Below are 11,717 nucleotides of genomic sequence, written 5' to 3' on the forward strand. Positions count from 1 at the left end.
GGTGGGGCGCGTCGGACGTGTCGGCGCGAGGCGTTGCGGTAGGGCGGATGCTCTGCCGGTAGGCGGTGGTACCGGGAAGGGCGCGGTTTGGGACAGGCATTCTGAATCAGGCGCGGATCGGCGGAGGCGATGGTTGTCGCCATCGCGAACTGGTTGGCCTGACCCTCTGCGCGCGGTCTTCCCGCAACTCGTTGTCATTGCGGTCGACACTCACCGAAGTGTCCTTTTTGGACAAGCTGCCGGCAAGCGGTTGTTGCGCGGTCTCGGCAACAGCATCCTGCCGGGCAATCTCCGGCATGAGCTGATCGATGAAGTCCACTGGGTTGGCGCCCATCCGGCCTTCAGCGAGGCTCGCCGCCTGCTGCGTGAACATGGCATCTTTCAGGGGCCGACCAGCGCTGCCGCGGCGCTGGTTGGCAGATGGACCGCGAGCACTCGGCCCGGAGCCCGGATCGCGATCATCATGCCGGACGAGGGTCACCGATATGCGGAGACGGTCTTCGATGATGCCTGGCTTGCGTCGTTACCGGGCTGGCCTTGCTCGCCGCCTTCCGAGCCCCGCGAGCTCACGATCGTCGAGCCTGGGTCCGAGGCTGACTGGACATGGCTCAAATGGGCGAGACGCAGCCTCGACCAGATCGTCCATGACGAAGTCGGGAAGGAAGGACGCTCTCACTAATCCTTGGGCCGTCTCGCTTTCACCGACCCATCAGGGCGGCCGCATTGCGGCCAAGCCAATCCCAGGCATCCTGCGTCGATTGAAAGATCGTGTCATGTCCAGCTTGGCCGACCGATCGATCCAGATCCTTCAACCCGCTGGCGGTGACGACTGCCACCACATGATCATCGGCTGCAATAACGCCTTCTCCACGCAGTCGCGCCAGCGCAAGAAGTGGCGTGACCGACGCCAGTTCGGCGAAAATCCCTTCGTCGCGGGCAAGGCGCTCCTGCATCTCCACAAGCCCGTCATTGTTCACCGGCACGGCGCGGCCGGATGATTCGCGCAGTGCTTTCAGGGCCTGATAGGTGCTGCGCGGCGCGCCGATCGAGACGGCAAGGCTTTCGAATGCCAGCTTTCGTTCTTCGATCCTGTCGCTACCGGTGGCGAGCGCCTGCGCCAGCGAGCCATGCATCTCGGCTGCCGCCATCCTGGGCAGTCGGGAGATCGCGCCCTGCGCGAACAGTTCCTGAAACCCCGTCCAGACACCGAACAGGGCGTCGCCGTAACAGACCGGCAAAACACACCAGTCGGGGGCGATGCCACCCGACTGCTCGACGATTTCATAAGCGATGGTCTTGTACCCCTCGATGCCGACGGGGTGACTGCCAACGACGGGCGCATGACAGGGCGACGCGACGAACCAGCCATAGCGTGTCGCGGCCTCGGCAAGCAGCGTCCAGCGCTCCATCTTGTTGGCGAGCGGCAAGACGGTTGCACCGTATTTCCTGATCTGCGCCAGCATGGCGGTGGCCGAGCCGCCAAACGTAGCGACAACACAGGGCAGCCCCGCGCGTGCGGCGTAGGCGGCCAGTGAGGCTCCGGCATTGCCCGATGAGGCCGTCGCCACCACCTTTGCCCCTTGCGCGCACGCCACCGACACCGCAACCGTCGAGAACCTGTCCTTGTGCGACCAGGTCGGGTTTCGGCCCTCGTCCTTGATGAAGAGGTTCCGGGCTCCCAACGCACGACCAATCCGGGCAGCGTCGATCAACGGCGTCTGCCCCTCCCCGAGCGAAACGGCGTCCTCCAGTGGGCATGGCAGCGCATGGGCGTAGCGCCACAATGATGGCGGCGCGTTTGGTGCGATCGAGAGTGGATCAACCGGCGAAGCGTAGACAGGCTTGAGATTGGCCGGCGCAGCGTCGCGGCAGGCCGGACAGCCCCGGGAATCGATCTCGATGCTGGCCGGGTAGGACGCGCCGCAGCGGATGCAGGAGAGCCCGACGATGTTCGCAGCACCCGGCGCTGCGTGCTCCTTCGGATGCTCGATCTCCAGCGTCGGCCGATCGTGGAAGGCTGGGGCCGCGCCACCTGCTGAAAGCCTGCTAACAGGTTGGCCGGCCATCGCAATTCCTCTGCGCAGGATCGTTCGGTCGCCAGCCGGTTCAAACAGGCGATGACCTGCCTGTCAACGCCGAATGTTCACTATAGTGTGTCGCACCATAGTGCTCATCGCCGCACCTTTTGCGGGATGAAACTTCGCGCTGTGTTTGGTCTGAACGTGCAGCGACTCCGAAGGGAAAGAAAGCTCTCGCAGGAGCAGTTGTCTTTCGTTTCGGGGCGCACGCGGGCCTATATCAGCAGCGTGGAAGCGGGACGGCGCAACGCCACACTGGATACGTTGGAAATCCTGGCAGAAGCGTTGAACGTTCAGCCCCAGGATCTGATCACCGCAAAAGCGGCAGAGCGTCGCCCTGAACGTTCAGCCAAGCGGTCCGGGCCTGATACGACGGACTGAGTTTCAGTCTTGCCGAGTTACGCCTGAGGCCGAGAACGGCGAGCCAGCTTTGACTCCTATGGTAGACAATCGGCGTGCCCGGCATTGAAAGGGGTCGCAAAGCACGCTTAGGTTGAGTGGGGCATTGCAAGACCCGCCGAGGTCTATGAATGATGAACGCTGCCCTTTTGGAGCTTTTCGCGACGATATCCGACATCGACGCCGCATCCACATCTGAACGCGCCCTCAAAATATTTGAAGGGGTCCTCCATCGTTTTGGCCTGCACAGTTGTCTGATCACCGGATTTCCGGTGCCTCACGACAGCGAATGGCATCGTGCGATCCTGCATGACGGATGGTCGCGCGAATGGTTCATGCGCTACGAGTCCGAAGGGCACTTCCCTCACGATCCTTGCGCCGCACGCAGCCGGCTGAGCGCGAAGCCATTCTTCTGGCATCAATTGCCCGCTGGTGGTCTGACACCGCGTGGCCGACTCGTGATGGACGAGGCAGCTGAATTCGGCATGAAGGATGGAATTTGTGTTCCAATCCATGTCCCGCTTGCCGGTCCAGCGGTGGTGACGGCAGCGAGCGACCGCATCGACGTTCCACCCGGCGCAATGCCTCTGATCGAAACGCTCTGTGTCCACTTGTTTCGCAAAGTCAGCGGCTGGGAGAATAGGTCGGACAGAGACGAGGGTTCACCGCTGACGCCGCGAGAGCGCGAGCTGTTGCAGTGGAGCGCCCAAGGCAAAACGAATGAAGACATATCCTGTATTCTCGGGATCGCAACGCATACCGTCGAGAGTCACCAGCGCAACATCCGCGACAAGCTCGATGCAATCAACATTGTCCACGCGGTCGTCAAGGCTTTGCGCAGGGACGAGATTCAAATCTAGCAATCCCGGAATCCCGGCACACAGCGCCCGGTAGCGGAGAACTACCCTCCCACCCCATAGGGAGGGCTCATGGTTGTTCGCATTCACGTGGTCACTTGGGCCAACAGAAGAAAATATAGACTTCAGCTAGAGAGATACTTTCGTCTCCGCTACGATATTTATGTCAAACGGCGGCAATGGCATGCCTTGGCGCGGCCCATCAATATCGAGATGGATGCGTTCGACACCGAGCATGCCGTCTACCTGCTGGCACTCGATAGCGTCGGCAAGATCGTCGGCGGGTCGCGCCTTGTCCCGACGCTGCAGCCCCATTTGCTCGGCAACGTGTTTCCTGGACTGGCGCGGGCCGGGCCGCCGCGGGCGCCAGACATTTTCGAATGGACGCGTTTCTTCATCAGCCCCGCTTTGCGCAGCGGCGGCAGATCGTCTCCGGTTGCCGGCGTCATCTTGTGCGGTGTGCTGGAGGTGGCCCGCACACTCGGCGCTCGGCAGATCAGCGTCGTATGTGAATCATTCTGGCTCGAACGTCTGCGCGCCTTTGGCTGGAGCATCACTGAACTGGGAGATGTCCAGAAGCAGGAAGACGGCGACGTCATCGCGCTGTTGATCGACGTCACGCCAGAAGCGATCGCGAGCACAAGGCGCGCCTATGGCATCCAGGAGCCGATATTCGCCGAAGCCAAGACGACCGGCTAGCTCGTCGCGCGCCGCTGCGCGTACTGTCACCCGAGGGCTGGTCCACTTGCGGGAGCCCCATGATCGATTCCGGGGCCAGACCTTTCCTGGCCCCGGCCATGAGGCCACCTGCAGGTTTGAGACCGCCAGATCCGCCTTCATTCCCGCATGGCAGCACATCACGTCCATCCCGGGATTCCACCATACCGAGCTGGAAGAAGGGGGACGAGACTGCCGCGATTTTGACGGTCCGGAGGACATCAAATGGCGGTCTCGTTGCGCGTACTCGGTCTTGACGATGAGGAGGTTGTCGCCGGCATCGCCGTCGATCCCGACACGGAGCCTTATTCCGGCGGACCGATCGGCGAGGTCTTCGCTCAGTTGCGAGCCTCGCCGCCACGCCAGACGCCTTTTGCGCTTTTCGATAGCGACAGGATCGTGGGCTTCATCGTTGCGCGGGAAAGCGCCGCTCTGCCCGTCTGGGCGAAGGAAGGCTGCATGACCCTAAACAATCTGCGGATCGACACGCGCCTCCAGGGGCGCGGCTATGGCAAGGCCGCGATCCGTCTCGCCGCACAATGGATCGCGCGGGAACGGCCGACCGTCACACATGTCATGTCGAGCGTGAACGTCGCCAATCTCGCCGCCTTCAACCTGAACCTGGCCTGTGGATTGACGCCCACCGGACGGATCGTCGAAGGTCGGCTTGGTCGCCAGAGGATCATGATCGCTCCGATCGGGCGTCTTTGCAGCAATCAGGCGGGTTCGACGTCGACGAGGAGTTTGTAAAGGCAATCGCCCGGCTCGGTCAGCACCGGTGCACGTCGACAGGCCACCATTCCGTCCTCGGTGAACGAGACCGGTTCGGGCGCCTGCCACGGCCGATCGATGGCATGGATGACACCGGCCAGTTGGCCGGCCTGGACGACAGCGCCCAGTTCCACTGCCGGTTCGAACAGCCCCTTGCGCATGGCATAGACAAAGGCCCCCCTGCCCCGAACCCGCATGAAGCGTGTTGGCGAGGCAGGATCGGCGGTTGCACCCGACAACAGGCCATGGCGCTGCAGGACGCGTCGCAGCCCCTGCTCCGCGATCGCCAGGCCGTCGCGCGACAGCGCGGCGCCGCCGCCAAGCTCGGCGGTCAGCACCGGCACTCCGGCCCCCTGCCCGACCGCCGAGAATGTCGTCCTGCCCCCGCCGCCGGAGCCGTCACTGATGGAGGTGACCGGAGCGCCGAACGAGACTGCGAGGTCGACAAGCTGCCGATACTCCGTCTTGCTCCCCCCGCTTCTGATCAGGGCGCAGGGGATATAGTCGCATGAGCGTCCGCCTGCATGCAGGTCAATGGCAAGGTCCACCATGGGCAGGAGGACGGTGGTGACGTAGTGCGCGATCATCGCCGTCGGGCCGCCAGCGGGATCGCCTGGAAAGGATCGATTGAGGTTGCCTGCGTCCAGCGGCGAGACCCGCCGGCCGGCCGCGACAGCGGGGGCGTTGAGCGCAGGCAGGATGATGATCCGGCCCTTCACATCGGCCGTATCGATCTCGCGCACCAGCGCGGCAAGCGCGACCTGCCCTTCATATTCGTCGCCATGGCTGCCAGCCACGAGCAGGGCGGTGGGTCCTGCTCCGTTCCGGATGCAGACGACAGGGATCGGGACAACGCCATAACCCGACAAGTCCGTCGAATGCGGCACGCGCAGCCAGTCGCATTGCTTGCCATCCGCCTCGAAGTCGAGCGGCGTCCAAACCTGCGTGTAACCTGCCATCGGCGCGCTCTCAGTGCTTCAGGACGGTATTGAGGAACAGCCGTGAGCGGGGATGACCCGATGGGCCGAAAAAGTCGCGCACGGGCGCACGATCGAGGATGCATCCACCATCCATGAAGACGACCTGATCGGCGACTTCACGGGCGAAGCCCATCTCGTGGGTGACGCAGATCATCGTCATGCCGTCACGGGCCAGCGCGACCATGACGTCGAGCACCTCCTTGATCATCTCCGGATCGAGCGCCGAGGTCGGTTCGTCAAACAGCATGAGGCGCGGGTTGAGGCAGAGTGCGCGGGCAATCGCGACGCGCTGCTGCTGGCCACCAGAGAGCTGGCCAGGATAGGATTTGGCCTTCTCCGGGATCCTGACCTTTTCCAGATGCGCCATGGCGATGTCGTCCGCCTCGGCGCGGCTCCGGCCGGCGACGCGGCGCAGCGCCAGCGTGCAGTTGGACAGCACTGTCAGGTGTGGAAACAGGTTGAAGCTCTGGAAGACCATGCCGGTCTGGCGGCGCGCTGCGGCCGTGTCCCTGGCATTGACACCGAGTGTCGTCCCCGCGAGGCGCAGCGTGCCTTTCTGATAGCTGCCCAAGCCGTTGATGCAGCGGATGAGTGTCGATTTGCCCGAACCCGACGGGCCGCATACCACGACGCAGGCGCCGCTTGCGACCGTGAGGTCAACGTCGTTCAAGACGTGGAGGGCGCCGTACCATTTGTTGAGGCCCTGGATATCGACGATGGACTCTGGTTGCGTGTTCATACTCCGGTCCGGTTTTTCGCTGAGTTATCGGGCGCCGACTGAAAGCAGGCGCCGTTCCAGACGCTTGACGCCATGGGAAATGACCAAAGCGAGCGCCAGGAAGATGAGGCCGGCCACGACCAGCGGCTCGGTGTAGCGATAGGTTTCCGAGGCGATATCGAAGGCGCGTCCCAGCATTTCGGGAACCGCCAGCACCGCCAGATAGGGCGTCGCCTTGAGGATCGAGACGAAATAATTGCCGAGCGGGGCCGCGATGTTGCGCAGCATCTGTGGCGCGATCACGTAGATGACAGCATCGCGCCGACTGAGGGACAGCGCCCGGGCCGCCTCCGACTGGCCTTTGGGAATGGCGTCGATCCCTGCCTTGAAGACCTCGGCGAGGTAGCCGCTGTAATAGAGGCTGAGCCCCAGCACGCCGACTGTCATCGAGCCCAAGCGAATGCCGTAGAAGGGCAGGACGAAATAGAGAAAATAGAGCCAGGCCAGAACCGGCGTCGACCGGATGAAGTCGATGACGAAGCCGATCGTGAGGCCGGCGACCCCGCCGACGCGTCGCACGATTTCGAAGAGGAAGCCGATCGCGGCGGCACCGATACAGCTGACGAGCGCCACGCCTAGGGTCGTGCCGATCGCGCCGAGAATTGTCGGCACGCTGGACAAGGCGAAGGCCAGATCAAATCCCACCGGAGCGGCTCCCTGGTGCGGCGACACGCGCCTCGAGCCAGCGTCCGGCCAGGGCGATCGGGTAGCAAACGACGAAGAAGGCAAGGAGCAGCGCCGTGTAGATCGCGACGGGGTTGTACTCGACCTGCGCGATTTCCTTGGCGCGGAACGTCATGTCGGTCAGCGTCACCAGCGACACCAGCGCCGTCGCCTTCACCAACTGAATGAGGGTGTTGACGAAGGTCGGGCTCATCGCGATCAGCGCCTGTGGCAGCTCGATCAGGAGGAGGATGGCCGGGCGCGACAAACCAAGGGCCGCACCCGCCTCCTTCTGGCCGGGCGGAAGCGCCTGCAGACCGGCGCGCACCGCCTGACTGGCATAGCCGCCGGCGTTCAGGCCGAGAACCATGGCGCTCACCGTGAGCGCCGACAAGGTGACCCCGACGACAGGCAGCGCGTAGTAGAAGACGAACAGCAGGATGATGACGGCGGAGCTGCGCCAGAACTCGATGACGCCGGTAACCAAGAGATGCGCGACGCCGTGCGTGAGATATTGGGCAACGCCGAACACAAGCGCAAAGGGAACGGCAAAGACGAGGCCATAGGCGGTGACGGCCAGCGTTGTGCCGAGCCCCTGCAGAATGCCCAGCCAGATCTCGAACAGGCTCATCGGCATCTCTATGGCTGCCTGTTGCAGAGGTCGGCGGTGACGACGCCCGGCGGCACGGCTTCCTGAGCGCCGAAGCCGTATTTCGTCATGATCGCAGCGAAAGCCTCGGTGCGTTTCAGCTTGGCCAGCTGCTCGTCATAGGTCGTACGCAGATCGACATCCTGCTTGCGGAAGGCGATCGCCGCGAAGTTGGTCTGCGCTTTACCGACGTCGAACGGCGCCACGCGTTCAAGTCCGTGCCCGCCTTTCCCGGCCAGAAGTCCGATCACCGTCGGCGACGCCATCAGTGCTGTGTCGATGCGGCCGGCGCGCAGCGCGGAGAGATTGGATTCGATGTCCGGAAACAGCAGCATGCGGCTGTTGGGTACGCCGGCGGCTGCGGCGTTGGTGGTGACGACGCTGCCGCGCCCGGCGCCCATGACGATGTCGTCCTGGGCGGCGATGTCGGCATAGCCGTGGATCTTCTTAGGGTTGCCGGCCCGGACGATGGCCGCGTCCGGCGCCTGCAAATCGGGCGCGCCGAAGGCCACCTGTTTGCAACGGTCAGGGGTGATCGACAGACCCGATGCCACAGCGTCGAACCGGCCGGCCAGAAGGCCCGGGATGAGCGCTCCGAACTCGGTCACCTGGAATTCCAGGTTCTTCACGCCCAGCTCGGCGAAGGCGGCTTTGAGAATGTCGGGATGCCATCCGGTGGCTTCGCCTGTTTTCTCGTCGCGAAACCCCCAGGGCGAGCGGTTGTGGATACCGACGACGATCCTGCCTTCGCGCAGGATCCGCTCCTTGGTCGTTTCGGCAGACGCGCCACTCCAGTCCAAGATCAGCAGCAAGGCCGCCGCCATCCCGAACAGCCCCATCCTTGTCGCAGCCTGTGCGGCCATGTCACCTCTCCCCTTGGATGAGTTGGCGTCGCGCACCGCAAAGGTCGGGTTCGCCGACCTCCGCGCGCACATTCTCCGGAGTCGGGCTTAGATCGATGGTTTCCCCGCCCATCAAACGCCGAAGGTCCTCAAGAGCGGATCGGACGTGCGACACGGGAAAATCAGCCAGGTCGGTATTGTCCTCCGCTTCGATCGCGATGACGGAGAGCTTGGCGGCGATCCCTGCCAGCGAGAGTGCGGGCGTCCGGACCAAGCGCTCCAGCAGCTCTTGTTCGCGCGCGCCGGCCAGTGCCTCGGCCGCCTTTGCGTCTGCATAGGCCCGCCTCAGCCCGCCAGGCGGCCCTGCCCTGCTGGTAGGTTGTCCATCGACGCTTTCCGGGGAACGCCCGAGGATTGCGGTCTCGAGCTGTTGTTGCTTCAGGCACTGCGCCGCCGTCGCGGCATGAGCCTCGGTCCATGCCTGTGACAATGCCAAGGCCGGATCCGCTAACGTCGTTGTGTGAGCAGCCTCACGATGCGTAGAGCGGGCTATGGGTGCCGTCCAACGCTTCCGTCCAGGCGTGACGAAAGGCACAGTCGTGCTATTGTCGGAATCAGCCATGATCCGAGCTCCAGACAGCTTAGGCGTGGTCAGGCCGTGCGGGATGTTTCCCCATCCTGCACGGCTGCATTGCAGTTAGGCATTCTGACCACTCGAGATATTATGTCAAGGATATAATTTGATATCAGCAGAGCAAATTCGCATGGCGCGGGCGGCATTGAAGTGGGGAGTAAGAGACTTGGCTGCGAATGCTCAAGTGACCGCCGCTACGATCACTCGTATCGAAAATGGGAAGTCCGCGCACTCCGCCACCTTGCTCGCAATCCGCGCAGCTTTCGAGGCGAGCGGTATAGAGTTCATTCCGGAGAACGGTGGCGGCCCGGGCGTTCGCTTGGCCAAACGGTCCGATTGAGGCTGAATGGCGCGAAGTCTGTCGAGAGGACTAGTCAAGTTGGCAGGGTTGAAGCGCCTTCCCAGCTGCTGCTGATGCGACGAGCGAGCTCGCAGCCGAGCTTGAGCATCGCTCAATGCCGCGGCGCGCGCGCAATGTTCGGTTGGAGCCAAGACGAGTTAGCTCGCGAAGCAAATGTTGCTCGTCAGACAATTGCGGACTTCGAGCGCGGGGCGCGTATCCCAATCTCAAACAATTTGATCAGCATTACGATGGCGCTCGAACGGGGTGGCATCGAAAGACTTCCGAACAATGGCGTTCGCTTGCACGAAGCAAGTTAGAAGCACGGCTCAAGGCTCTGGTCGTGTTGCGTTTGAAGTTGGCTGAACGATGCGCTTTCGTTCGGGTCGTAGCCGTCGGACGGGGATCAGATATCGAGGTCGATGTCCGCACATTCGGACCCCACGACACTGAAACGCAGGACGCAGCAAAAGCTCCAGCCGACACAGCCGGCGGGAGCGCCATCGTCTCAACAATCGGCGCTGCAAGCGTCGTCTCGCCGCTTCTCGCCGCCCGGCACCGGGGGGCAGCTTTTGATGCTCTGCACCGGCATGGATGCGGTGGTCGTCTCAGCGGGATTTCTGGTAGGCGGTGATCTGCCTCGTCTTCCGCAAGCGAAAGGCCGCCCGAGAAGACGGCCTTTTGTTTGTTCGGTGTCGGTTGGGCTCTAGCGGGTCGCACGACGGGTGCTACGCACGACTGACGGTGCTGTGACAGCCCCAGCCGCGCCGCCGACGACCGCTCCGACCGGGCCGGCGACCACCGCGCCGGTTCCTGCCCCGACAGCGGCGCCGCCAATGCGCTGTTCCGTTGTATTGCCGCACGCGGCGAGGGTTAGAGCGGCGGCGCCGATAAAGCTTATTGTCGAGATTTTCATGACACTATCCCCTTCTGATCGGTAGCCGGACAACGCTCCCCTATACTGGGATGTTCCGTCTGGCATTCGGATGGTGTTCTGCATCGCAGCCGCGAAATGGCTGCCGTGCGCCGGCACCGTTGCGCGCCTGAGCGCCCGATCTGTTGCGACGAGCCCCAAGGTGTCCACTGGCGGGGGCGGGACTAACTGGCCCCGGAGGAGTTAGTCTCCACCAAGCCGCTCCAGAATGGCGCGGTCGCCATGCACGGCCATCGCGAAAGCCAATCAAAAGGGGCCCCTCACACTGAAATCGGGGAAACCCTCAAAGGCTGCCTCGCGCCACAAGCCGACACTCGATACCTGCCCGAAAGCGGACGCACGGACCGGCGAGCCTCCCGATGCCGGCCCACGCCGTCTTCGCTTCGACGCGTTACATGGATCCGAAGGTTCGCGGCTTCGTGGATTTGTGCCGGGATGCCTTGAGGGACGGCGCCGACAACCGGATTAAGAGAGGCGACAGAGCGCCATTAGCACGCGTCGCAGTTCACCGGCCGGGTTTCACGCTGCGACAGCCGACCCCCAGAATTCGCAGGCGGTTGTGACCCATCCGCATCGGTAGTCCTCAGTGAAACGCGCAGAGCCACGTTCCGGCGCGCTGCCTGCCGGACAGCCCTTTTCGCCTCAGCGACGGCTGCTTGAAACCCGGCCCTGATGCCCACTGGAAAGGAACTGCATGAAAGCTGGCGGGATCTCAATGAAGCCGAGAGCTTCCTGGCGGATATCGAAGTCGGCGATAGCCTCGGTCAGCATCCCGAATTCCCGCTCACCATCAGATCCCCTCAAGGATGAGATTAGCTGCGCAGCTCGCAGCACAGCAGCCTTCCGCTGTTCATAAGACGAGATCACCACGGCGTCGGCGTTGGGCATGACACCACCTCATCGCTACGCAACTCACACCTGCTACGCTAGCGGCCCGACCGCTGAAATACGAGTCGCTTATACAAGATTGCTCGGCATCCGGCCCCCAGACGCCTACAATGGAATGAGTCGACGGCCTGCGCTCGGAGACTTGGCCATCTTAGCGCATCATGACATCACTCCCCTCCTCAAATCC

The 11,717-nt window shown here is 63.2% G+C and carries 15 protein-coding genes; 6 read left to right on the plus strand and 9 right to left on the minus strand.

The genetic code is table 11. The features are described from left to right. Nucleotides 1-106: 106 nt before the first annotated feature. Nucleotides 107-373, minus strand: a complete 267-nt coding sequence (locus tag B6S44_RS27515) for a hypothetical protein (RefSeq protein WP_129160061.1) — start codon at nt 371-373, stop codon at nt 107-109. Between the two features lie 325 nt (nt 374-698). Continuing rightward, complete coding sequence (locus B6S44_RS27520) at nt 699-2,066, minus strand: threonine synthase (RefSeq protein WP_129160062.1); 1,368 nt, start codon at nt 2,064-2,066, stop codon at nt 699-701. On the opposite strand from B6S44_RS27520, the gene B6S44_RS27525 reads away from it, so the two are divergent. The 4 genes from B6S44_RS27525 (at nt 2,055) to B6S44_RS27540 (ending at nt 4,801) form a co-directional block, all read left to right on the plus strand. After that, a complete protein-coding gene (locus B6S44_RS27525) occupies nt 2,055-2,459 on the plus strand; it encodes a helix-turn-helix domain-containing protein (protein ID WP_248309797.1) in 405 nt (134 codons plus the stop codon). The genes B6S44_RS27520 and B6S44_RS27525 overlap by 12 nt on opposite strands. Before the next feature lie 149 nt (nt 2,460-2,608). Continuing rightward, nucleotides 2,609-3,337 (plus strand): helix-turn-helix transcriptional regulator, encoded by a 729-nt coding sequence (locus B6S44_RS27530; protein ID WP_129160063.1) that lies wholly within the window; start codon nt 2,609-2,611, stop codon nt 3,335-3,337. A gap of 69 nt (nt 3,338-3,406) precedes the next feature. Next, nucleotides 3,407-4,033, plus strand: coding sequence for an acyl-homoserine-lactone synthase (locus B6S44_RS27535; RefSeq protein ID WP_129160064.1), 627 nt, complete (start codon nt 3,407-3,409; stop codon nt 4,031-4,033). A gap of 243 nt (nt 4,034-4,276) precedes the next feature. Next, entirely contained in the window at nt 4,277-4,801 is a 525-nt protein-coding gene (locus B6S44_RS27540) for a GNAT family N-acetyltransferase (protein WP_129160065.1), read from the plus strand. On the opposite strand, the gene B6S44_RS27545 is transcribed toward B6S44_RS27540, so the two are convergent. Genes B6S44_RS27545 through B6S44_RS27570 form a run of 6 tightly spaced genes read right to left on the minus strand, consistent with a single transcriptional unit; the run spans nt 4,768 to nt 9,230 of the window. Next, nucleotides 4,768-5,781, minus strand: a complete 1,014-nt coding sequence (locus tag B6S44_RS27545) for a succinylglutamate desuccinylase/aspartoacylase family protein (RefSeq protein WP_129160066.1) — start codon at nt 5,779-5,781, stop codon at nt 4,768-4,770. The two genes, B6S44_RS27540 and B6S44_RS27545, sit on opposite strands and share 34 nt — an antisense overlap. A 10-nt stretch (nt 5,782-5,791) precedes the next feature. Further along, the gene (locus B6S44_RS27550; RefSeq protein WP_129160067.1) at nt 5,792-6,541 is read right to left on the minus strand and encodes an amino acid ABC transporter ATP-binding protein; all 750 of its coding nucleotides are present in this window, start codon (nt 6,539-6,541) and stop codon (nt 5,792-5,794) included. A gap of 24 nt (nt 6,542-6,565) precedes the next feature. Continuing rightward, the gene (ehuD, locus tag B6S44_RS27555) at nt 6,566-7,225 is read right to left on the minus strand and encodes an ectoine/hydroxyectoine ABC transporter permease subunit EhuD (protein WP_129160069.1); all 660 of its coding nucleotides are present in this window, start codon (nt 7,223-7,225) and stop codon (nt 6,566-6,568) included. Continuing rightward, entirely contained in the window at nt 7,215-7,874 is a 660-nt protein-coding gene (locus B6S44_RS27560; protein ID WP_129160071.1) for an amino acid ABC transporter permease, read from the minus strand. Before B6S44_RS27560 ends, ehuD begins: the two co-directional genes overlap by 11 nt. A gap of 8 nt (nt 7,875-7,882) precedes the next feature. Further along, entirely contained in the window at nt 7,883-8,755 is an 873-nt protein-coding gene (gene ehuB, locus B6S44_RS27565; RefSeq protein WP_129160074.1) for an ectoine/hydroxyectoine ABC transporter substrate-binding protein EhuB, read from the minus strand. 1 nt (nt 8,756) lies between these two features. Continuing rightward, nucleotides 8,757-9,230 carry a hypothetical protein gene (locus tag B6S44_RS27570; RefSeq protein WP_129160076.1) on the minus strand — a complete coding sequence of 158 codons (474 nt, stop codon included), beginning with the start codon at nt 9,228-9,230 and terminating at the stop codon, nt 8,757-8,759. Nucleotides 9,231-9,477: 247 nt separating this feature from the next. Here B6S44_RS27570 and B6S44_RS27575 point away from each other — a divergent pair, with 247 nt between their 5' ends. Both B6S44_RS27575 and B6S44_RS27580 read left to right on the plus strand, forming a co-directional pair. Then, nucleotides 9,478-9,708: a helix-turn-helix domain-containing protein gene (locus B6S44_RS27575; protein ID WP_282568208.1), complete on the plus strand. Its 231-nt coding sequence runs from the start codon at nt 9,478-9,480 to the stop codon at nt 9,706-9,708. A 134-nt stretch (nt 9,709-9,842) separates the two neighbouring features. Next, the gene (locus B6S44_RS27580) at nt 9,843-10,028 is read left to right on the plus strand and encodes a helix-turn-helix domain-containing protein (protein ID WP_129160086.1); all 186 of its coding nucleotides are present in this window, start codon (nt 9,843-9,845) and stop codon (nt 10,026-10,028) included. Nucleotides 10,029-11,284: 1,256 nt separating this feature from the next. Here B6S44_RS27580 and B6S44_RS27590 read toward each other — a convergent pair. Then, nucleotides 11,285-11,530, minus strand: a complete 246-nt coding sequence (locus B6S44_RS27590) for a hypothetical protein (protein WP_129160082.1) — start codon at nt 11,528-11,530, stop codon at nt 11,285-11,287. Nucleotides 11,531-11,717: the final 187 nt, after the last annotated feature.

It is taken from the genome of Allobosea sp. Tri-44 (assembly GCF_004123845.1).
GTDB lineage: Bacteria > Pseudomonadota > Alphaproteobacteria > Rhizobiales > Beijerinckiaceae > Allobosea.